The following is a 21,744-nucleotide window of genomic DNA, read 5'->3' as shown; positions in this document are numbered from 1 at the left end:
AGCTGACTCCACCCGGGTCGAGCTGAATCAACACAGGGGGTGGAGCCTGCAACGTTCTTCGTTGCAGGCTCCACCCGTCCCCAGCAGGATGGAGGAAGACGATGGCGACCATTCACGATGTCGCAAAATATGCGGGCGTCTCGGCGGGCACCGTCAGTAACGTCCTCAACCGTCCCGGCTACGTCGCCCCCCAGACTCGGGAACGCGTTCTGGCGGCAATCGCCGATCTGGGTTTCACCCCCATCCAAAGAGCCCGCAAGTACCCTGCCGGTCGCCAGCGCACCCTGGGGCTCGCCCTGGCCGATCTGGCCAATCCGTTTTTCGTCGACGTCGCCCTGGGCGCAGAGGCCGAAGCGAAGTCACTCGGCGTGGGAGTAGTCATTGTGCACAACGGCGACGATGTCGCGCGTGAACAGGACAACCTCGACCTGCTCGTGCAGCAGCGCGTTCACGGCATCATGATCGCGCCCGTGCGCGCCCTCGACGCGACGGTCGAGCGCCTCGATGCCCGCGATATCCCCCTCGTCAACGTGGACCGCGTAGACGAGAAGACCGAGCGTTGCTGGGTCAAGACCGACGATGTCGCGGGAGGTCGGCTGGCTGCCGAGCACCTGATTGCGCTCGGCCACCGTAACGTCGCCTTCGTCGGCAACTTCGCCAGCAGTCTGCAGGCCAATCGTCGCTTCGACGGCTTCGCCGCGACGCTCGCTGAAGTTGATGTTGTTCCCGAGCGAGTCCCTACCGACTCGTGGCGAATCACCGATGGACGAATGGCAGGCGCAGCGCTCGCCGCACGGGCCACCGCCGAACTGCCGACCGCGATCATGTGCGGCAACGACCTCACCGCGCTCGGCGTGCTCCTCGAGTTCGCACACCGCGGCATCCGCGTACCAGACGATGTCTCGATCGTGGGTTTTGACGATCTGTCCTGGTCGGAAGCAGCCACTGTTCCTCTTACGACCGTACGTCAGCCGCGTGAAGAAATGGGCCGGCAAGCAGTGCGCCTGCTCCTCGACGAGATCGACCGTGGCGAGGCCCATGCGCACCACCACGAACTGCTGGTCCCCGAACTTGTCACCCGCGCGTCGAGCGCGGCCCCACGCCCGATGCGCTCTGACAACTGAAGCGCTGCCCACTCTTGACCCATAAGGAGATCCCCATGGTTACCATCTGGCAACCCGAACTTGTGACCGACGATCTCGTCGCCCTGACTCATTCCCTGGGCGAGCCCGCCAAAGACTTGGTGATCCTGGCCGAGGGCAACACCTCCCAGCGCCTCGCCGATGGTCGAATCGTCGTGAAGGCATCGGGAGCCTACATGTCTGCTGTGACTCGTGACGACTTCGTCGTCACCGACGTTCAACCTCTCATCGACCTGATGGATGACGCCACCTCGACCCAGGAGGACCTCACCGAGATGCTCGATGCGGGTGAGCATACCGGCACGAGGCGGCGCGCGTCGATCGAGACGCTCGTGCACGTGGCCGTGCAGTCGGTGCAGCCCACCGCCTATGTCGCGCACACCCATCCGACATCGGTGCTCGGTCTGCTCGCAAGCGTGCACGCGGAGTCCGCCTTCGCGCAGTGGGTCTACTCCGACGAGGCCCTTGTCATCGGTACCCCCCTCTTCGTGCCGTACGCGGCGCCCGGTATCGCGCTGGGCCGGCTCTTCCTTCAGCGTCTACGCGACTACGTGGCGACGCGTGGCGAGCTGCCATCGGTCGTACTGCTGGGCAATCATGGCATTGTCGCGATCGGCGGCAGCGCAGAGGCCGTGGAGGCGATCACCCTCATGACCGTCAAGGGTGCACGAACCCGAGTGCAGGCGCTGTCGATCGGTGGGGTGATCGGCCTCGGTGACGACACCGTGGCACACTACTTCGAGCGCACGGACATGGCAGAGCGCCGCAAGAACCTCGCAGGCACCGCCTGATGCCCGTTGGAACAGGTCCACAGTGGCGATGACAGCGCTGTGGATCGGCATTGATCTTGGCACTCAGAGTGCGAAGGTATCCATCGTCGACGATGAAGGGGCTGTCGCCGCGTCATCCGCTGTACCCCTGGTAAGTCGGCGAATGGGCGACCGACACGAACAGGATCCGCAGGATTGGATCAACCATGCCGGTGCAGCGCTGGCCGTGGCACTGGCGTCGCTACCGTCCACGGCCGTGGCCCGCATCGCGGGGGTATCCATCTGCGCGACATCGGGCACCATCACAACAGTGGATGCCGCGGGTCGGCCGTGTTCGGCTGGCCTCATGTACGACGACGCCAGGGCTGAAGCGATCGGACCGGAAGCCAACCAGTCTGACCCGGTGCGCTGGGCGCGCTTGGGCTACAAAATTCAGCCGACCTGGGCCCTGCCGAAGATCGCCTGGCTCGCACGCAACGGCATGCTTTCCGAAAAGCGCTGGATCGCCCACCAGGCCGACGTGCTGGCATCCGCAATCGTCGGAACGCGTGTCGCCTCTGACTGGAGTCACTCCCTTAAATCGGGATACGACCTGCTGGCACTGGAATGGCCCGTCCGTGCCCTCGACGCACTCGGCATCGACCCCGACCAGCTGCCGAGCGTCGTCGCTCCCGGCACCGAGCTCGGCCGATCGGGCGCATGGTGGGCCGATGTGACCGGGTTGCCCGTCGGTATTCCCGTCTTCGCCGGAATGACCGACGGCTGTGCCGCGCAGCTCAGCGCCGCCACTCTTGGCCTGGGTGACTGGCACACCACGATCGGGACCACCATGGTGCTCAAGGGCGTGTCCAACCGCATCATCATCGACGACGGCGGAGCGGTCTACTCGCATCGCGCGCCCCACGATGGACTGTGGTTTCCGGGCGGTGCCTCGAGTGTCGGTGCCGGAGCGATCACCGCAACGCTACCCTCCATCGACCTGGCGGGGGCATCCTCCCGCCTGAGCGGCCTGGGGCACCGGCTCTCATCGATTCCGACAAGTTATCCCCTGGCCGGTACCGGCGAGCGCTTCCCCGTGATCCGCCCCGATGCTCCAGGGTTCGTCACCGTTGACGGGATTGATTACAGCCTCAGCGCAGCTGTAACTCTGCTCGACCCAGACCTTCTCCTCGCCTCGATCATGCTTGGTATCGCCTGCGTCGAACGCCTCAGTCTTGAGATGATGGCTCGCGCTGGCGCCGCCGTCGACGGCACATTGAGTTCGTCGGGGGGAGGCACGAACAACGAATGGTGGACCCAACTTCGTGCCGATCTGCTCGGACGCACGATCAGTATTCCGCGATCGTCCGAGGGGTCGATTGGCATGGCTATCCTGGCCGCGTGGGCGGGGACAGCCGGAAGCTCGCTGCCCGAGACCGCCTCGCGCATGTCGATCGTTGGGCGGGTCGTCGAGCCGCGCTCCGCTCCGGCGGCGCTCTGGAACGATCGCTACGACAGATTCGTCGCCGAACTCGGCTCGAAGAACTGGATCACACCGTGACGACCCTGTTTCTCGTGCGTCACGGCGAGACCACGTGGCACGCCGAAAATCGCTACGCCGGAAACTCAAATGTCGCGCTCACCGAGCTGGGTATCGCCCAGGCCGAAGATCTTGCACGCTGGGCCCAGGGGCAGTCGATCGATGCGGTCTACGCTTCCGACCTGTCGCGCGCCGTGACCACCGCCACTCCATCGGCCATGGCGCTCGGGCTCCCTCTCAGCGTCGTTCCAGCGCTGCGTGAAGTCGACTTTGGGCGAGGAGAGGGCCTGACTTCTGCCGAAATGAAGGCAACCTTTCCCGAAGAAACCGCCCGATTCGTCGAACATCCAGGTACATCCCCGCTGCCGGGGGCCGAGTCGGGGGTCGACGCCGCCGAGCGAGCATGGACTGCCCTCGAGGCGATCGCCGCGAAGCATCCTGCCGGAACGGCGCTCGTTGTCATGCATTCGACCCTTATGCGCCTCATTCTCTGTCGCGCGTTGGGGATTCCGGCAGACCGCTACCGCGCGGTCTTCCCCGCAGTGCTCAATGTAGGCATCACGACGGTGTCCTGGACGACGCAAGGCACCGCGCTGCTCAGCTACAACGTGCCGCTGACACCTTGACGACCAAGCTCAACACCCTCCAAGAGAACAGGATCACATCATGACCACTTTCGCTTCGATCGAGCCGCTTCTTGCGCAGCAGGCCATCGAGCTGCCCTCCTGGGCGTTCGGTAATTCCGGAACCCGGTTCAAGGTGTTCGGAACGCCGGGCACCCCGCGCACCATCGAAGAGAAGATCTGTGATGCCGCCACGGTTAACCAGTACACCGGCCTCGCACCCAAGATCGCCCTACACATTCCGTGGGACAAGGTCGATGACTATGGGGCGTTGCGGGCGTTCGCCGCCGACCAAGGACTCGCCCTCGGCACCGTCAACTCCAACACCTTTCAGGACGACGCCTACAAGTTCGGCAGCCTCACTCACACCAACGCGGCGACGCGCCAGAAGGCCATCGACCATCACTTCGAGTGCATCGATATCATGCATCAGACCGGGTCGACCGACCTCAAGATATGGCTGGCCGACGGCACCAATTACCCCGGCCAGGGCGATATCCGCGGCCGCCAGGACCGGCTCGCCGAGTCGCTCGCCGCCATCTACGCCCGCCTCGGCGACGACCACCGACTGGTGCTCGAATACAAGTTCTTCGAGCCCGCTTTCTACCACACTGATGTACCCGACTGGGGAACCAGCTACGCGCAGGTGGTCGCGCTCGGTGAGAAGGCCAGCGTCTGCCTCGACACCGGCCATCACGCTCCAGGCACCAATATTGAATTCATCGTCGCCCAGCTGCTTCGCCTCGGTAAGCTTGGCTCCTTCGACTTCAACTCGCGGTTCTACGCCGACGACGACCTCATAGTCGGTGCGGCCGACCCGTTCCAGCTGTTCCGCATTCTCTACGAGGTCATTCGCGGCGGCGGCTACGGCCCGGAATCGACCGTGGCATTCATGCTCGATCAATGCCACAACGTCGAGGACAAGATCCCCGGGCAAATTCGCTCGGTGCTCAACGTGCAGGAGATGACCGCCCGCGCGCTGCTCGTCGACCAGGGCGCCCTGACCCTGGCCCAGAACGCCGGCGATGTGCTCGGAGCCAATGGCATTCTGATGGATGCCTTCTACACGGATGTGCGCCCCTCGCTCGCCGCCTGGCGCGAAAGTCGGGGTCTCCCGGCCGACCCGATGACGGCATATGCCGCATCCGGGTACCAGGCGAAGATTTCCGCCGAGCGCGTTGGCGGCAGCCAGGCCGGCTGGGGCGCTTAAGCGGATCCACGACTTCGATTCAGCGCCGTCCGTCAGCGATAGCGCATTCCTAGCCTGACTTGGTGAACGGAGCGCAGCGAGAGGTCTTGATCAGGCCGTCCGAGGCCTGCACGGTTACCAGGGCCGGACCCGAGCTGATGTTGTTGTCTATTATGTCGTCGCCGGTGGCATTTAGTCGCGCCCACTATCAGCTCGATCCGCCATCCGACGAGTACGTACCCGGCTGAATATCCGTGCCAACCCGAAATGTTCCGTCGCCAGCGAAGGTGTTGGCAACGACGACGTCCTCGGGCCGTGCTCGGTCGTGCCGGCGTAGGCGCCGATGGTGTTCACGAGCAGCTGCCCAGTGGATGTATTACTCGCGTCGAGCACGGAAATTGCGAAGTTTCTCGTGCCGTCGTGCGGCGCGGAACGCCGGAGAGTGTTCTTCGCTGAATTCGCTGGCGAGTTGGCTGATCGAGCTTCGAATGCACCGGTCGGCGACGTCTTTTGTGTGCAATAGGCTAATGCTGCCATGGGTTTCTCATGGAATGCACAGGTGATGTTCACCCTGTGCCCGCACACACACATCAATCTTGGGGAGATTACGACATTTATGTCGCTTGAAAACACGCCGCCGTCCACGCCACCGAATCCGTTCCAGCCTGGATCAATGCCGCCGACTCCGCCCGCGCCGACTCCGCCCGCGCCGACTCCGCCCGCTTCTGACCAGGCAGCTCCTGCTCAGGCAGCGCCGACACAGGCAAACCCTTACGCCGTGCCAGCCGGACAGCCCCTGGCCCAGGGGCCGAGCGCTCCGAACGCGTTCTCCACGATCGCGCCGCGCGCGTGGCGGGGAGCCATCGCATCCGCTGGAATCGGATACGGAGCGGCGTTCGTGGTCGCGCTCCTGACGGTTGCTCTGACCGGGCTTCTCACCGGCTGGGAGATGTTCTCGGCCGGCTGGCTTGTATCCGGCCCGGTGCAGTTGGTCGCGATGGCAACGTTTGGCCAGCTGAGTGCGTCGGCAGAAGTTGACTTCTTCGTCGCCTTCTCCGGCAGTATCACCGTCGGGGCGTTGCCGCTGTTAGTGCTCGCAGCTCTGCTGGCCGGAATTTATCTGTCCAGTCGTTTCGTGGGGCGCGGGGTTTGGCAGACATCCTCGGCCCTCATCCTGTCGGCCGTGTCCGGGCTTACGCTCGCCATTGGTGCAACAGTGCTGGCGGCCGTGCTGCCCGTGCAGTTCCCCGACCTGCAGTTGGACATTCCTGTCGGCTCCACCTCCGCGGCATCCGTCGGTTCCTTCCTGGGTGCTCTGGTCATCGGATTCGCCGTTTCGTATGTGGCTCGTTTGCAGGCCACAGACGGATGGTCACGCCTGGTCGCCCGCGCAACCTGGCTGCCTTGGGGCACCGTGCGCATTGCGGCCCTGCACCTCGGCACGTTCATCGCTGTCATGGCGGTCGTGCTGGCCGTTCTGACTCCGCTGTCTGAAGCCGACGAATTCGTCGGTGTGCTCCCCGTATTCCTGTTCACCATCGCTATCAACGCCGTCGTGATCGGTCTGCTTGGCGCCTTCTCCGCAGACTTGAGCGACCTGGAGCGTGCGCTGTCCGGCCTGGGCGGCGCGTCCGACGAGCAGCCTCAGCAGAGCATTTCAGTGTTCACCGAGGGAGTCACCGGTTTTATCTGGCTCATCGTGTTGCTCGCCGTCATTCTGGCGGTTGTCGCCTCGCTGCTGCTCGCGGTTCGTCGCAACCGTGTGCTCCCGGCCCCCACGTCGTGGCTGGCCACCATTGCCACGTACCTGGTATTCGGCTTGATTCTCCAGCTCCTCGGCAGCGCATTGTTCACGGCGTCGATGACCGCCCCCGAGAGGGCCTCGGCCTCGGGAACGTTCGGCCCCGCTGCATGGACCTTTCTGATCTTCGCAATCTGGGGTGCTGCCATTGAGGCCCTGACGCGCTTCGTCGCACCGGTTGTCCTGGCCTATGCAACGCCAGGGACCATTGGCGCCCTGGTTAAGCTCTCGGGTCAGGAACGTTTGCTGCCCGTCGTGCCGACGGCACCGCTCGTGCCCGCTGCAGCCGGTGCGCCTCTTGCCGCAGGGATGCCGTACAGCATCGATCCCGCCAGCGCTGCCGCCGCCAGCGCCTATCCCACCCTGGCCGGCCAGCCGGGTGCGGCACCGCTCCCGTTTGCCACCACCACCATGTCGCCGGCCACCGCCAAGCGTGTCAAGATCGGCGCCATCATCGTCGGTGCGGCTGTGCTGCTCGTCATTGCTGGCAGTGTGGCCGGCGGCATCGTGCGTTCCTCGGTGTTCGGCCCGCAGAATGTCGCTACCGCCTACCTGGATTCATTGGAAAAGGGCAACGCTACGACGGCTCTGAAGCTGCTGGGGTCGTCAGCGGATGCCGGCGACGGCCTGCTCTCCAACGACATCTTTGGGCTGGCAACCGATCGCATCAAAGACGCCGCCATTTCGGACGTCACCATTGTCGGAGATGTCGCCGAAATCGAGGTGCACTTCAAACAGGGCGGAGTTGCCGATTCTGCCGTGCTGAAGCTCACCCGCACGAGCACCGCCTGGCTGATCGCTGATAAGTGGTCCATACTGAACGCCGAGCCGGGCCAGATCGATGTCTACCTGCCGTCCAGAATGGGCGATGTTGACCTCGAGGCGAACGGTACGTCGGTCGGGACGACAAAGGACGGCGGGCTGAACCTTCCGGCTTTCCCCGGCACCTACGAAGTGGCCGTTCCTGCCACCGAGTATTTCGAAGAATCATCCGTGACCTATGTCGTGAGCGGGCTGCTCGGCGGCTCCGGTGAGTTCGAATCGAGTGACGACGTGTTCACGGCCACCCCAACCGCAGAGTACGAAGCCGCCGCCCTGGAAGCCGTCAACACGCTCATCACGACCTGCCTCGCCGCGGGCGAGGCCGCGTCCGACGACTGCCCATACCTGGGGTACATCTCTTCTTACTACTCCAACGTGGTCTACACCCTCGTGACGGCGCCCGACCTCACGGTGGACCTGTCCTACGAGGAGGGTGGTCTGACGGTCAGCACCGACACCTACGGAGTTGTGACCATGGCGTACGACGTCAACTACGGATTTTCCTCCGAGATCCGCCATGAATCCGAGGAGAACTACCTCACGGTCAACGCTGAGGTCAACGTTGTTGACGGCGAGGTCGTGGTGACCGAGGTCTACTAACCCATCACCACAGCACTCAAGGTTCGGGTTCGGCGCGAGCCGAGCCCGAACCTTTTTTGTGTCGGGGGAGGGCATACGCGACTACCCCAATAAGGGGGTATCTGAGGGTATTTCATGATATAGATTTGGCTGAGGGAAATTCCCCTGGACGACTCGCGGCAATCAAGCGAGGCGAAGTTGCCGAATGCGTGCCTCTTCTGCCTTTCCGTGAAGCGTTTCACTGAACTAAAACGCTCACTGCGCATCGATGGATCACGGAAGGCGTGATGATCATGACCCCCCACAGCCGTAAGAATCGCTCCCAGCGGCCGCCTGCCGTCGACAGCATGGCTGTGGTCGAAGGGAGTCTGCCGGGTGCGGAGAGCTCAGTCGCCCAGGCTGCCGTGCTGGAGAAGAACCTGCTGGAGCAGACCGTGAGCCTGCAGGACGCCATCTTCAACAGTGCCAACTTCTCCAGCATCGCAACGGATGCGCAAGGCGTGATTCAGATCTTCAACGTGGGCGCCCAGCGCATGCTGGGATACACCGCTGAAGAGGTCGTGAACCAGGTCACCCCTGCCCAAATGCACGACCCCGAAGAGATCATTCTGCGAGCAGCCCAGCTCAGCCTGGAGTTCGGCACCACAATTAAGCCCGGTTTTGAGGCTCTCGTCTTCAAGGCGAGTCGTGGCATCGAAGATATCTATGAACTCACCGTGGTGCGTAAGGACGGCAGCCGTTTTCCGGCGATCGTTTCGGTGACCGCGCTGCGTGACGTCGATGCCGCCATTATCGGCTACCTGCTGATCGGAACCGACAACACCTCGCGCAAACAGGTGGAGATCGCCCAATCCGTGCTCGACCAGCGGCTGCGCGACCAGCAGTTCTACACGCGTTCGCTGATCGAGTCGAATATCGACGCACTGATGACGACAGACACCATGGGCATCATCTCCGACGTGAACCAGCAGATGATCGAGCTGACCGGACGAACCAGAGACGAGCTCATCGGCGCTCCCTGCCGTAACTTCTTCACTGATCCTGCCCGAGCCGACACTGCGATTCGGCGGGCGCTGGCCGAGAACAGGGTCACCGACTACGAGCTGACGGTGCGAGCGCTCAATGGTGATGAAACGGACGTCTCCTACAACGCGGCCACATTCTACGATCGAGATCGGGTCGTTCAGGGTGTTTTCGCCTCCGCTCGCGATGTCACGGAACGCAAACGGTTTGAGCAGGCGCTCAAGGAAACCAACATCGAGCTGGAGCACGCCAGCCGCATGAAAACTGAGTTTCTGGCCACCATGTCGCACGAACTGCGCACACCGTTGAACGCCATCATCGGCTTCTCCGAAGCGCTGAAAGACGGTCTCATGGGCGACATGAGTGAGTCCCAGCGCGACTATATCGGTGATATTTACACCAGTGGTCATCACCTACTCGCCCTCATCAACGACATCCTCGACCTGTCCAAGGTGGAGGCAGGAATGATGGACATCGAGTTGGAGGCCGTTGACGTGCGCTCGTTGCTGGAACAAAGCCTGCTGATCGTGCGCGATGGCGCCGCGACGCACGGCATCCAGCTTCGATTTGAGGGTGCAGACGACCTCGGCGTTCCGCAGCTTGACATGCGCAAGACGAAACAGATCGTCTACAACCTGCTCTCGAACGCGGTGAAATTCACACCCGACCAGGGTCAGGTCACCCTCATCGCCCAACGCGTACCGCGCAGCGCCGTCGGAAAGATTGACGGCTCCTGGCCCGTTCATGATTTTCCCCTGCCCAAGAGCGGTGTCATGAACTTTCTGGAGATTCGCGTCGTCGATACGGGGATGGGGATCTCGTCGGAGAACATGTCGAAACTGTTCCTGGCGTTCAGCCAGATTGACAGTACCCTGGCCAGACGGTTCGAGGGCACAGGGCTCGGCCTGGCCACGGTCAAGCAGATGGTCGGAATTCAGGGCGGCACGGTGGCCGTAGCCAGCGCCGAGGGAGAGGGCGCAAGTTTCGCCGTCTGGCTGCCGCTCGGCACGAACGACCAGATTGCGCCGGAGTGGTCGGCGCCGGGGTTGGAAAAGTCGGAAACCGGCCGGGATCCGGCCCCGGGGACCGATGGGCAGACATCCGGTACGTGCCGGCCGAAACCGCATCCGTTCCAACCGGCCGCTACCGCCACACCGTCATCAACGTCCGACTTGAAAACGGATGGGGTATCGCCCGACCGGGAAGTGTACTCGACCGCGACCGGGCAGCCGACCTCCGAATCCGTGGCTGCGGCACTGAAGTCACAACCGCAGCAGGAGTCCAAGGCGCGCTCCGAGAAGCACGTTGCGCTCGTCATCGAAGACGACGCTAAAGGTGCCGAAGTGCTTCGACTGCTGCTCGAAGCTGAAGGATTTCGCGTCATCGTTGCCCCGAGCGGTGAGGAAGGGCTCGCGATTGCGCCGCACCAGCACCTCAGCCTTATCACACTCGATATCCGCTTGCCGGGGATGGACGGCTGGGGGTTTCTGATTCGACTGCACGAGTTCTCTGACCTTGCCGCTGTGCCTATTGTGATCATTGCGGGGGATACAGACGTCAGCCTCGCGCTCACCCACGGTGCGGCCGCCGTGCTCGAAAAACCGATCAGTCGGGCAGCACTCCAACAATCGCTGAACGTGTTGGGGCTCAGCCCCGATGCCCTGCGCACCCGCCGGGTGTTGGTGGCCGACGACGATCCCGAGACCGTCGACGTTATCGCACGGTTCCTCACTCGACCGGAATATGCCGTGGAACGCGCCTTCACCAAGGACGAGGCCATTGAAATGGCACAACGATTGCATCCCGATCTCGTGCTGCTCAACCTCATGATGGAAGGGTTCAGCGGCTATCAGGTTGTGCTGGCGTTGCAGAGCGACGAGAGCACGGCACACATTCCAGTGCTGATACTGACCGGCAAGCAGCTCACCGTTCAGGAACTGGCCGCAGTGGAGAGCGACCCAACCCAGCCCGTGCGGATACTTGGAACGGAGAACTTCAACCGAACGGCTTTTATGGCCGAGGTGAAGCGCGCGTTGGCCTCAGGCGACTCATTGGGTCAGTGATGATGTGGCCAGGATTCTGATCGTCGAAGACAACCCCATCAACATGAAGCTCGCCACCCTGCTCGTTCGCCGGGCGGGTCACGTGACGTTCGAGGCCGTTGATGCTGAGAGCGGCCTGCTGCTAGCGCACCGCGAAATACCGGACCTGATCCTGATGGACATCCAGTTACCGGGAATGGACGGATTCGCCGCCACCGCCGAATTGAAGAAGAATCCGGTCACCGCCGAGATCCCTGTGATCGCGCTGACCGCGATGGCTATGTCCCGAGACCAGGAGCGGGCACGCGAGGTCGGATGCGATGCCTACATCACCAAACCGCTGCAGTATCAGGAGCTCGAAGACGCAATCAACTGGCTCATGCCCCGCGTCGACGACGAACGCACCGCGGACGAGGCTGGTTCGCTCACCCGCAGTGTTCTGCAGTCGATTGAGTCGCACTGCGAGCTGGCACGGCACAACGCGACGAGAGCGGATGCTTTACTCGCGCACCAGGAGCGGGCGACACCTCGTGCTCCGGGCGCTCCCCGCATCCTCGTGGCCGAAGACAACCCGACCAACCAGAAACTCATCGTTTGGCAGCTGAACCTGCTGGGCTACGAGGCGGACATGACAGACAACGGTGCCCTGGCGTTCGCGCGGTGGGCGAGCGGAGACTATGACCTGGTGATCACCGACCTGCACATGCCGGAGATGACCGGCTACGAGCTCGCATCGGCCATTCGAGCAGCCGAGCCACCGGGAATGCGCATGCCAATTCTGGCGATGACCGCGAGCGCAGTGCGCGGCGACGCAGATCACGCCCGCATGGTCGGCATGGACGAGTCCCTCATGCGCCCCCTGCACTTGGCTAAATTGCGCGGCGCCCTGCTGAAATGGTTACCGCTGGAATCCGACCGTTAGCCGAACTACTCGCCGAGGCCCGGACTGCCCAGCGTGCGCCGCAGCAGGATGATCGTTCGTTCGAGCGATTCCGCCAATGACGGGGGCAAAACACGCTCGGCAGCGATGGACCCGTTGTCGGTTGGCGAGAGGCGGTCAAAGTCGGGAATCCACTGCAGGGCCATGAAACGCACCACGCCGAGCATGGCGTGGGTAAGCAGCCCCGCTTGTCCGCGCCGAAAGACACGGTCAGCGTCGCTCTCCGATTGCGGGATCGCAGCGCGTCCGAGGCGCAGGTAGACCAGCTCGGTCACCTCGGAGGTTACCCGGGTCATCCGGTCCATCTGTTCCTGCATGAGCTGGGGATGCAAGCCGAACACCCGGAGGCGGTCCGTGAACAGTTCTTCCTCGATGCCGTCCCGGGGGCCGATCGCGCTCATCAGGGTGAGCACATCGGGCAGCAGGTCGTCGCCGGGGGCTGCGATGAATTCTCGGGCCCGGCTCTCGTCGATGCTGGGCGGTTCAGCGCCGATAATGGCGGCTTTCTTGGTCTTGAAATAGTTGAAGAAGGTGCGCTGTGAGATGCCGCTCTGGCTGCAGATCATGTCCACGGTGACGTTGTCGAAACCGTGTTCCAGAACGAGGCTGACCGCGCTCCGCTCCACGCGCAGGCTCGTTTGGTGATGCTTGTCGTCACGAGTGCGTGTGCGCGGTCTCGGGGTGTCGGTCATGCCTCGTCCTGGTCCATCGGTGTTAACGGTCGGTGCTACTCGTAGCGCAGCGACTCAATCGGATTCTGCTTTGCCGCGCGCTGGGCCGGCAGGGTGCCCGAGAGGAACGCGATCAACATGACCAGCAGGATGACGAAAGCTACCGAAGTCGGCTCGAACAAGAGGATGTTCAGCCCGGGTAGTCCCGACAGCAGGCCCTGTGACAGCACGGCACTCAGCGCGGAGCCGAGCCCGATGGCCACGCCGGCGCCGATGGCGCTGCCGAGGAAGCCGATGACGATCGCTTCGAGGCTGAACAGCGTGTAGACCTTGCCGCCGCTCATTCCCATGGCCTTCATCAGGCCTATCTCGCGGGTGCGTTCCTGCACGCTCATCAGCAGGGTGTTGATGATGCCGAATGCAGCTGCGATCAGGGCAATCACGGCGAAGGCGTTGAGCACGCCCACGATGCCGTTGATCACGGTCTGCACGGCGCCCAGCTGGTCTTCGATGGTGTTCGCGGTGTAGCCCTCGGTGGCGAGGTCTGCCTTGAGCGCGGTCACGGCATCCGCTGACAGCGCCTTGTCGAAGTGGGCGACGGCCACGCCGTAGCTCGTGACTGCCGTCTCGATGCCGCCGGACTGCGCGTCGGCCAATTCGGCGATGAGCGCATCGTTCGCGCCGGCGCCGGCAGCGAGCAGGCTCTCCAGCGAGACGCCCACGATGGTGGCGTTCACGGTGTGCTGCTCGCCGAGAATATCGGTGATTCCGATCGAAACGGATGCCCCCACTGCGTCATCCGCCGAGGCGAACCCGAGCGGAGTCACGAAGGTGTCGGGCAGTACGAGCTGGGCCTCGCTGGCGCTGCCATCGAGCTGCGCGCCGGCGGTGAGGTCGGCCGTGGTGACGGCGGAGGTGGCGTTGATGCTGAACTCGTACTGCGTGCCGGTGCCGTATTCGATGTAGTCGGGCTGCACCGATCGAATCGGATCGACCGAGACGATGCCGGCGGTGTCGGCGATTTTGGTGAGGTCGGTGTCCGTCAGCGCCTTGGTCGTGGTGCCGGGAGGACCCTGCTGGCTGGACACCGACGCTGAACTGCCAGCGTTGTACTTTACCGGGCCGTCGCCGGCCGTGGTGGCGTCGCTGGCCTGCGTGATGATGAATACGTCGGGGGCGCCGAGGGCACCCACCTGGGCGTCGACGTACTGGCTGACGCCGGCGCCGACTGCGTTGGTGAGGGTGAGCGTGAACGCACCAACGAAGATGGCCAGAACGGTCAGGGTCGTGCGGAGTTTGCTGCGAAAGGTGTTGGAGATCGCGGTGGCGACGAGGTCTTTGGTTCTCATTCTGCGCCTCCGGCGGTGCTGAGTGCTTCCGGGGTGACGAGCGCGTGGGCCCCGGTGTGGGTCAAACCGGTGTGGGTCGATGTGGTCTGCGACACGACGAGTCCGTCACGAATGTAAATTTGACGGTCACAACGGGCGGCGAGGTCCTCGTCGTGAGTGACGATGACCAGGGTGATGCCCTGGCTGCGATTGAGTTCGAACAGAATGTCTTCGACCACGGCTCCCGTGGCGGTGTCGAGGTTTCCGGTGGGTTCGTCGGCGAAGATCACGCGCGGCGCATTGACCAGGGCGCGACCGATCACGACGCGCTGCTTCTGACCACCCGAGAGGGTCGTGGCCTTGTTGCCGGCCTTGTCGGCCAGTTCGAGCTGTTCGAGCACTTCCATGCCGCGCTTGCGGCGCTCCTTGCCGCCCATGCCGGCAATCTTCAGCGGCAGGATGACGTTGTCGAGCACACTCACGTTGGGCGTGAGAAAGAACTGCTGAAAGACGAAGCCGAACTCCTTGTTGCGCAGCCCGTTGACCGCGCACTTGGACAGCGACTTGGCGTCTCGACCGGCGACCTGCAGTGTTCCCTCATCGGGTTCGTCGAGCAGGGCGAGTAGGTGCATGAGGGTGGACTTGCCCGACCCGCTCTTTCCGACGATCGCCAAGGTCTCGCCGGGTGCGATCTGAACGGACACCCCTTTCAGAGCGTCGAAACGGCTCGCACCCGACCCGTAGGATTTCTCCAGGCCTTGCGCATCAATTACCCACTGGCTGTCCATCGGTTTCCCTCGGTTCTGGTGGCCCACGCGGGCCACAATTACAGTAACTGCACTATAATTTGCAGTTGCTGCAAGTTGGCTGAGGGGAGGCCGATTCCGAGCGGATGCTCGGTGCGGCTCGGCCTACAGATCGAGGCTGTCGCCCGGTTCCAGTGGGAAGAACTCGCCCCCGCCGAGTTTCGTCACGTTCTCGTATCGGGAATTGGACAGGTCTTTTCCGGCTCGGGACAGCAACATTTCGTGGGTGGGGAAGCTGCGCTTGGGCTTGATGGCGAAAATGAAGTCCATCGCCTCGCTCATTTTCATCCAGGGGGCCGCGGCCGGCACGGCGAGCGTGCCGATCTCCACTCCCTCTGGAATTGTGAAGGCGTCGCCGGCGTAATACAGCTCCTCGTTGACGAGTACCCCGACGTTGTCGATGACCGGGATCGATTCGTGGATGACCGCGTGGGTGGCGCCGAAGAAGCGCAGGGTGAACGGCTCGACCTCGATGACGTCGCCGGCCTTGACGATGGTGACCGGGGTGTCGCTGAGATTGGAGGCCGCGATGGCCCGAGCGACACCGGCCGGAGCGAAAATGCTGAGGTCAGGATTCATTTCGATGATGCGGGTGAGCTGCTCGGGAGTCCAGTGGTCAGCGTGCTCGTGGGTGATCACCACGGCGACCGCACCGGCCGTGCCGGTGAGCGCCGTGGTGAACGAACCGGGGTCGATGTAGAGCTTTTTGCCCGAGAGTTCGACGATGAGCGCGGCATGCTCCAGCTTGGTCAGTTTCATGCTCCGAGCTAACCCCGATTCGAGTCGTGGCGCAACAGCATCCGCTTTCCTGAAGGGTGCTGGCAGCAGTCGCGACGCGCCGCGCGCACTCAGTTTGGAAGTGCGCTCAACTGTGTGGCATACTCGATAAGTTGCAAAAACGGCCCCATCGTTTAGCGGCCTAGGACATCGCCCTCTCACGGCGGTAACGCGGGTTCGAATCCCGCTGGGGTCACAATTGCCCGGTTGCCTTCTCGTGTAGGTGCCGGGCGCTCGTTGGTTAAGGGAGTGCTTCAGCCTGTATAGGCTCATAGTCATGGCCACAGTCATTCTCGTGCGGCACGGCCGCACCACCGCCAATGCCACCGGAATGCTGGCCGGGCGCACCCTCGGAGTTAGCCTCGACGAGGTCGGGCGCGAGCAGGCGGCCCGCGCGGGGGAGCGGCTCGCCGCGGTGCCGCTGGTCGGCGTGGTCTCCAGCCCGCTGGAACGGTGCCAGGAGACCTCGAGCCTGATCCTTCTGCACCAGGCCGGTTCACCGGTCAGCTCGATTGACGCGGACATCACCGAATGCGACTACGGAAACTGGCAGGGTCGCTCGCTCAGCGAGCTTGCGCTGGAAAAGCTGTGGGCGGTTGTGCAGACGCAGCCGTCGGCTGCCGTTTTTCCCGGGGGCGAGTCGATGGCGACTATGCAGGCCCGGTCGGTTGCCGCCATCCGACGCCAGGACGCGTTCTTTGAGACGCAGCATGGGCCGGACGCCGTGTGGGTCGCGGTCAGCCACGGTGACATCATCAAGTCGATCCTGGCCGACGCGCTCGGCATGCACCTGGACCTGTTCCAGCGCATCTCGGTCGGTCCGGCCTCGGTGTCGATCGTGCGCTACGGGCTGAGCCGACCCAATGTCATTGCCACCAATACCGACGCCGGTGACCTGTCCTGGCTGCGTACGACTGCAGGCGGGGACGACGCGCCGGTTGGCGGCGGGGCCGGTCCTGATGCGCCACAGACATTGCGCTCGTAAAATAGTCGTATGCCCACAATTGTTCACGAATTTGACTGGCCCGATCGAGTCGTCGTCGGCACCGTCGGCGTGCCCGGATCTCGCACGTTCTACCTGCAGGTGCGCACGGGAGCCCAAATCGTCAGCATCGCCCTCGAGAAACAGCAATCCGAGCTGCTCGCCGAGAAGATCGACGAGCTGCTCGAGCAGCTGACGACGCACGAGGGCAACTCGTTCAGCGTGCCAGCCAGCACGCCGATCGAACTGGTCGACAACGACCCGCTCGAGCAACCGGTCGATGAGCAGTTTCGCACCGGCACCATGACCCTGGGCTGGGACCCGAGTACCGCGCAGGTGGTGATCGAGGCGTTTCCGCTCGTGGACGACGAGGACGACCCCGACGCGGCTAGCCGAGAGGCGGCGGAAATGCTGGTCGTGCGCATTCCGGTGGGTTCCGCGCAGGCCTTCGCCATGCGTACCCGCGAGGTCGTCGGGGCCGGTCGCCCCATTTGTGCGCTCTGCGGCACTCCCATCGATGCCGCCGGGCACGTCTGCGCCCTGCCCGGCGAACGCTGACAGCCATGCAGCCCGACCTCAAGAACGCGGAGCTCGGGCTCACGGGCCGCATCCGCACAGCGTCCAATGCGACCTTCCTCGGGCGCATCGACGATGTCGTGGTTGTTTACAAGCCGATGGCCGGTGAACGGCCGCTCTGGGACTTTCCGGGCGCAATCCTTGCCCACCGTGAGGCTGCGGCGTACCTGGTCTCGGAGGCGCTCGGCTGGAATGTGGTGCCGCGTACCTGGTTGCGCGACGGCCCCGGCGGTGTTGGCATGGTGCAGCTCTGGCAGGACTCCGACCCGGACCAGGCAGCGGTCGACCTTGTCTTGACCGACGCTGTACCGGATGCCGGCTGGCGCCGGGTTTTCGACGGACGGGACGAGGAGGACCGCGCGGTCACCCTCATCCACGAAGATTCGGCGGCCCTGCGCCGCATGGCGGTCTTCGACATCGTCGTGAACAACGCCGATCGCAAGGGCGACCACATTTTGGCCATGCCAGACGGCCATCGCTTCGGCGTCGATCACGGCCTCACCTTTCACGTCGACGACAAACTGCGGACGGTCTTGTGGGGATGGCTGGGTGAGGCTCTCACACTTGACGAGTTGGCCGGCGTTGAACGGGTGCGTTCGCAACTGTTGGGCCAGCTCGGCGAGAAGCTCGCCGGGTTGATTACCGGGCCCGAGGTCGCGCAGCTCGCCGCACGCTGCGATCTCTTGATCGCCGAGCCCCGGTTTCCCGCCCCGCGCGGTGGCCAGACCGCCGTGCCCTGGCCACTGTTCTAGGGGGCCGAGCGTCCGCTCGCGAATCGTAAAACGCGGCTGTCAGTGCGAATTCAGGTTCGCACGCACTTCCGACGCAGGACACTAGCGCTGGGTTAGCTGGCGCAGAGTCGCCAGAGCGAGGTGACCTCGTTCGCACGCACCGCGTGCAGCGAATCGCTCGCGTCGGTCGCGCGGGCGTGCACGGCGGGCGCGTCGAGTACCCCGATCACCCGCAGGCCGGCCGCATCGATGACCTTGAGCAGATCGTCGCGGGAGCGCAGCCCCACCAGTTCGGCAAAATCGGAGAGCACGAGCCACACCTCGCCGCCGGGCTGCAAATGGTCACGCACACCGGCCAGAAAACCCTTGAGCATGCGCGAACCGGGGTCGTAGACCGCCGCGTCGAGCAGTGAGTGCGCGGTCGCCGGAATCCACGGTGGGTTGCACACGATGAGGTCGGCACGCCCCTCGGGAAAGAGATCGCCCAACTGCACCTCAACACGTTTAGAGAGCCCGAGTTGCGCCATCGTTTCGCGAGCGGATGCGACGGCTCGCGGCTCGATATCCGTCGCGATCACCCGCGGCACGCCCCGGGTCGCCAGCACAGCCGCGAGCACCCCGGTTCCGGTGCCGATGTCGAAGGCGAGGTTCGGCGCGGCGAGCGGAGCCGTCGCGACGAGGTCGACGTATTCACTACGCACCGGAAAGAACGTGCCGTAGTGGGGATAGATCGACGCGTTCAGCGCGGCAACCGGAATGCCCTTGGTGCGCCACTGGTGCGCTCCGATTGTGCCGAGCACCTCGTGCAGCGACACAACGGATGCCTCCGAGATGCTCCCATAAGCGTCGACCGTGGCCGCGACCACGTCGGGAGCGCGCCGCAACCCGATGATGTTGCCGGCCTGCATCGGAACGAGGAGCAGGCCGAGGATCCGGGCCCGATGCGAACGATTCTGCCGATACCGGTAGAACAACTCGCCGGTCGTGCGCTGGGATTTGTCGGGACGTGGCCGAGTGCGGTGCTCCAGCGCCGTCAGAATCTGGCGGGCGTTCTGAAAGTCCCCGCTCCAGAGCATGGCAACGCCCTGCGAAGCCAGCCGGTACGCGGCATCCGCTGTGATGGTGTCGTCAACGGGCACGACGCTCGAGGGGGCTGGTGCGCCATTGGCCGAACGCCAGAGTGCTGAGGCCGGAATGCCTTCCTGAGCCCAGTGAACGTGGGCGGGGTCGTCGGTTGAGGGAGTCATCGAACCCGGTGCATAGTCATAGCCTTCAATTATAGATCGCTGCCGCGGCGGTGTCCCGGGGGTTGTCACCGCCGGCTGGGACGCACCAGGGCCTGACTCTGAGGGCTTGTATACGTGGTGAGTCACCCGGCTGGGGCGTAGACGGGTATTCTCCCCTCGTAGTGGGTGGCTCCATCGCCGGGGTAATACCCACACGTACGTCAGGCTGGAACTTCGGTAGTCCGACGACTCGTTGCTCTCCGAGAAACTCCACCGGGGGATGGCGTACGAACTCGTATGTCGTTCTGGGCAACTCGGCCGTCACGATCAGCGACGCGGGGAGCGTCCAGGGCACCTTCGGCTCCGACCTGGGTGTGTCCAGTCCAACCGGGTCTACACCAATACGGGAACGCTCTCGGGCGTGGGTGCCATCAACCTGCGGAACGCAGCGGCGCAGCGCGCGCAGTCTGATCTCACCACAGCGCACACCGCCGCACTGGCCTTGATCGGGAACTACATTCTTTCGGGAGAGTTGGCTGGAAAGACCCTTCTGCCGGGGATTCACACCGCTGACAGCAATGTCACGCTGACCGGCAATGTCACTCTTGACGCGGGCGGCGACCCCGATGCCATCTTCATCATGGTGCCGCACGGCGCATTCGACACCGCAGCGAATGCCGAAGTGGTTCTGGCCAACGGTGCGCAGGCCGGAAACGTCTACTGGTTCATCGGCGCGGCCTTCACCATTGCGGCTAACGCCCAATTCAGCGGTCGGGTCATCGGCGGCACGGCCGGTACCCTCTCGGCGGGCTCCGTGCTGCACGGTCAGCTGCTCACGACGGGAACAGCGATCACCCTCAGCGCGGCGGCACGAATCATCAACGATGCCCCCTCTGGCACGGCCACCACGAATTGGCTCGATCAGACCCTCGGAGCTATGACAGACGGAGTCTCCTACTCCGACCGTCTCTCGGTCGTGTCGTCCGACAATAGATCGGTCGGCGCTGAGGACGTGGCCTGGGCAGTGACAGCGGGCCAACTACCACCCGGGATCTCCCTGGATCCCGTCACCGGAACGGTGGCGGGAACGCGAACTGACTCGGCCAGCTACTCCTGGTCGATCACCGCCACGATCGTTGGCAATATTCGTATTACAAAGTCCTTTTCCACCGAGGACGTGAGCGTCCCGACCGTGATGATCACCGGCGGGGCCATTCTCCTCACCAACGACTCGACACCGACGATCTCCGGCACAACCGATGCGCCCGACGGAAGCGCGGTATCCGTGCTGATCGACGGCGTTACCGCCACGTCGACCGTTACAGAGGGTGCATTCTCGGTGCCCGTGACCAACCTCGGTGCCGATGGTTCCTACGCGGCCGTCGTTACCATCACCGTCACCGGCGCGACCGGAACGGCGAGCCAGACCATCACTCTCGACACGACAGCGCCGACGGTGGCCATCGCCGGTGGTTCGTCGCTGACGACCGCGGATGGCACGCCGACGATTTCGGGTACGACGGATGCCCCTGTCGGTACGTTGATCACTGTGGTGGTTGCGGGTCAAACGCTGACCGCCACCGTTGTTGCGGGTGGTACTTGGTCGGTGATAGCCGCGGCTCTCGTCGAGGGCGGGCACACCGTGACGGTCTCCGTCACGGATGTTGCTGGCAATACCGGCATGGTGACGCAGCGTCTGACGCTGGATATAACTGCGCCGTCGCTGGTCATTACCGGCGGTTCAATGCTGACGACCGCGGATGGCACGCCGACGATTTCGGGTACGACGGATGCCCCGGTCGGTACGTTGATCACTGTGGTGGTTGCGGGTCAAACGCTGACCGCCACCGTTGTTGCGGGTGGTACTTGGTCGGTGATAGCCGCGGCTCTCGTCGAGGGCGGGCACACCGTGACGGTCTCCGTCACGGATGTTGCTGGCAATACCGGCATGGTGACGCAGCGTCTGACGCTGGATATAACTGCGCCGTCGCTGGTCATTACCGGCGGTTCAATGCTGACGACCGCGGATGGCACGCCGACGATTTCGGGTACGACGGATGCCCCGGTCGGTACGTTGATCACTGTGGTGGTTGCGGGTCAAACGCTGACCGCCAGGGTTGTTGCGGGTGGTACTTGGTCGGTGATAGCCGCGGCTCTCGTCGAGGGCGGGCACACCGTGACGGTCTCCGTCACGGAT

General features: G+C 63.8%; 17 protein-coding genes and 1 tRNA gene. 13 read left to right on the top strand and 5 right to left on the bottom strand.

Going from position 1 to position 21,744, the window contains the following annotated elements; genetic code table 11:
- The first annotated feature begins 101 nt into the window (after positions 1–101).
- From CXY78_RS04765 to CXY78_RS04730, 8 genes are all read left to right on the top strand, one after another.
- On the top strand, positions 102–1,124 hold the full coding sequence (locus CXY78_RS04765; protein ID WP_104088299.1) for a LacI family DNA-binding transcriptional regulator: 1,023 nt from the start codon (positions 102–104) through the stop codon (positions 1,122–1,124).
- 35 nt (positions 1,125–1,159) lie between these two features.
- Complete coding sequence (locus CXY78_RS04760; protein WP_104088298.1) at positions 1,160–1,933, top strand: class II aldolase/adducin family protein; 774 nt, start codon at positions 1,160–1,162, stop codon at positions 1,931–1,933.
- 28 nt (positions 1,934–1,961) lie between these two features.
- Positions 1,962–3,452, top strand: a complete 1,491-nt coding sequence (locus tag CXY78_RS04755; protein WP_104088296.1) for an FGGY-family carbohydrate kinase — start codon at positions 1,962–1,964, stop codon at positions 3,450–3,452.
- Positions 3,449–4,057 carry a histidine phosphatase family protein gene (locus CXY78_RS04750; protein WP_104088294.1) on the top strand — a complete coding sequence of 203 codons (609 nt, stop codon included), beginning with the start codon at positions 3,449–3,451 and terminating at the stop codon, positions 4,055–4,057. The genes CXY78_RS04755 and CXY78_RS04750 overlap by 4 nt, the downstream gene beginning before the upstream one ends.
- Positions 4,058–4,097: 40 nt before the next feature.
- Positions 4,098–5,264, top strand: coding sequence for an L-rhamnose isomerase (gene rhaI / locus CXY78_RS04745; RefSeq protein WP_104088293.1), 1,167 nt, complete (start codon positions 4,098–4,100; stop codon positions 5,262–5,264).
- A gap of 757 nt (positions 5,265–6,021) precedes the next feature.
- A complete protein-coding gene (locus CXY78_RS04740; protein WP_092341249.1) occupies positions 6,022–8,466 on the top strand; it encodes a hypothetical protein in 2,445 nt (814 codons plus the stop codon).
- Positions 8,467–8,738: 272 nt separating this feature from the next.
- Complete coding sequence (locus tag CXY78_RS04735) at positions 8,739–11,531, top strand: response regulator (protein WP_140425440.1); 2,793 nt, start codon at positions 8,739–8,741, stop codon at positions 11,529–11,531.
- Positions 11,532–11,535: 4 nt separating this feature from the next.
- A complete protein-coding gene (locus CXY78_RS04730; protein WP_104088289.1) occupies positions 11,536–12,432 on the top strand; it encodes a response regulator in 897 nt (298 codons plus the stop codon).
- Between the two features lie 5 nt (positions 12,433–12,437).
- Here CXY78_RS04730 and CXY78_RS04725 read toward each other — a convergent pair whose 3' ends face one another.
- The 4 genes from CXY78_RS04725 to CXY78_RS04710 all read right to left on the bottom strand — a co-directional run bounded on the left by CXY78_RS04725 (position 12,438) and on the right by CXY78_RS04710 (position 16,014).
- Positions 12,438–13,142, bottom strand: a complete 705-nt coding sequence (locus CXY78_RS04725; protein ID WP_092341246.1) for a TetR family transcriptional regulator — start codon at positions 13,140–13,142, stop codon at positions 12,438–12,440.
- 35 nt (positions 13,143–13,177) lie between these two features.
- The gene (locus CXY78_RS04720; RefSeq protein WP_092341245.1) at positions 13,178–14,470 is read right to left on the bottom strand and encodes an ABC transporter permease; all 1,293 of its coding nucleotides are present in this window, start codon (positions 14,468–14,470) and stop codon (positions 13,178–13,180) included.
- Positions 14,467–15,237: an ABC transporter ATP-binding protein gene (locus CXY78_RS04715; RefSeq protein ID WP_092341244.1), complete on the bottom strand. Its 771-nt coding sequence runs from the start codon at positions 15,235–15,237 to the stop codon at positions 14,467–14,469. Before CXY78_RS04715 ends, CXY78_RS04720 begins: the two co-directional genes overlap by 4 nt.
- Positions 15,238–15,360: 123 nt before the next feature.
- Complete coding sequence (locus CXY78_RS04710) at positions 15,361–16,014, bottom strand: MBL fold metallo-hydrolase (RefSeq protein ID WP_092341243.1); 654 nt, start codon at positions 16,012–16,014, stop codon at positions 15,361–15,363.
- 141 nt (positions 16,015–16,155) lie between these two features.
- On the opposite strand from CXY78_RS04710, the gene CXY78_RS04705 reads away from it, so the two are divergent.
- The 4 genes from CXY78_RS04705 to CXY78_RS04690 all read left to right on the top strand — a co-directional run bounded on the left by CXY78_RS04705 (position 16,156) and on the right by CXY78_RS04690 (position 18,342).
- Positions 16,156–16,228, top strand: a tRNA-Glu gene (locus tag CXY78_RS04705).
- Between the two features lie 81 nt (positions 16,229–16,309).
- On the top strand, positions 16,310–17,017 hold the full coding sequence (locus CXY78_RS04700) for a histidine phosphatase family protein (protein ID WP_092341242.1): 708 nt from the start codon (positions 16,310–16,312) through the stop codon (positions 17,015–17,017).
- A gap of 9 nt (positions 17,018–17,026) precedes the next feature.
- Positions 17,027–17,572, top strand: coding sequence for a DUF3090 domain-containing protein (locus CXY78_RS04695; RefSeq protein WP_092341241.1), 546 nt, complete (start codon positions 17,027–17,029; stop codon positions 17,570–17,572).
- Positions 17,573–17,577: 5 nt separating this feature from the next.
- Positions 17,578–18,342 (top strand): SCO1664 family protein, encoded by a 765-nt coding sequence (locus tag CXY78_RS04690; protein WP_092341240.1) that lies wholly within the window; start codon positions 17,578–17,580, stop codon positions 18,340–18,342.
- A gap of 92 nt (positions 18,343–18,434) precedes the next feature.
- On the opposite strand, the gene CXY78_RS04685 is transcribed toward CXY78_RS04690, so the two are convergent.
- Positions 18,435–19,568, bottom strand: a complete 1,134-nt coding sequence (locus tag CXY78_RS04685) for a class I SAM-dependent methyltransferase (RefSeq protein ID WP_104088287.1) — start codon at positions 19,566–19,568, stop codon at positions 18,435–18,437.
- 259 nt (positions 19,569–19,827) lie between these two features.
- Here CXY78_RS04685 and CXY78_RS04680 point away from each other — a divergent pair.
- On the top strand, positions 19,828–21,744 hold a 1,917-nt coding region (locus CXY78_RS04680; protein WP_140425656.1), incomplete at its 3' end, for an ice-binding family protein.

The organism is Cryobacterium sp. N19 (assembly GCF_002929595.1).
Lineage (GTDB): Bacteria > Actinomycetota > Actinomycetes > Actinomycetales > Microbacteriaceae > Cryobacterium > Cryobacterium flavum.
The sequence above is the reverse complement of the archived record's forward strand: the minus strand, read 5'-3'. Positions and strand labels throughout refer to the sequence as shown.

Bases quoted from the DNA above. Each gene is read 5' to 3' on its own strand.
- CXY78_RS04695 (WP_092341241.1), top strand. From the start codon at position 17,027: ATGCCCACAATTGTTCACGAATTTGACTGGCCCGATCGAGTCGTCGTC.
- CXY78_RS04765 (WP_104088299.1), top strand. From the start codon at position 102: ATGGCGACCATTCACGATGTCGCAAAATATGCGGGCGTCTCGGCGGGC.
- CXY78_RS04755 (WP_104088296.1), top strand. From the start codon at position 1,962: ATGACAGCGCTGTGGATCGGCATTGATCTTGGCACTCAGAGTGCGAAG.
- CXY78_RS04735 (WP_140425440.1), top strand. From the start codon at position 8,739: ATGACCCCCCACAGCCGTAAGAATCGCTCCCAGCGGCCGCCTGCCGTC.
- CXY78_RS04690 (WP_092341240.1), top strand. From the start codon at position 17,578: ATGCAGCCCGACCTCAAGAACGCGGAGCTCGGGCTCACGGGCCGCATC.
- CXY78_RS04725 (WP_092341246.1), bottom strand. From the start codon at position 13,142: ATGACCGACACCCCGAGACCGCGCACACGCACTCGTGACGACAAGCAT.
- CXY78_RS04720 (WP_092341245.1), bottom strand. From the start codon at position 14,470: ATGAGAACCAAAGACCTCGTCGCCACCGCGATCTCCAACACCTTTCGC.
- rhaI (WP_104088293.1), top strand. From the start codon at position 4,098: ATGACCACTTTCGCTTCGATCGAGCCGCTTCTTGCGCAGCAGGCCATC.
- CXY78_RS04685 (WP_104088287.1), bottom strand. From the start codon at position 19,568: ATGACTCCCTCAACCGACGACCCCGCCCACGTTCACTGGGCTCAGGAA.
- CXY78_RS04700 (WP_092341242.1), top strand. From the start codon at position 16,310: ATGGCCACAGTCATTCTCGTGCGGCACGGCCGCACCACCGCCAATGCC.
- CXY78_RS04715 (WP_092341244.1), bottom strand. From the start codon at position 15,237: ATGGACAGCCAGTGGGTAATTGATGCGCAAGGCCTGGAGAAATCCTAC.
- CXY78_RS04710 (WP_092341243.1), bottom strand. From the start codon at position 16,014: ATGAAACTGACCAAGCTGGAGCATGCCGCGCTCATCGTCGAACTCTCG.
- CXY78_RS04760 (WP_104088298.1), top strand. From the start codon at position 1,160: ATGGTTACCATCTGGCAACCCGAACTTGTGACCGACGATCTCGTCGCC.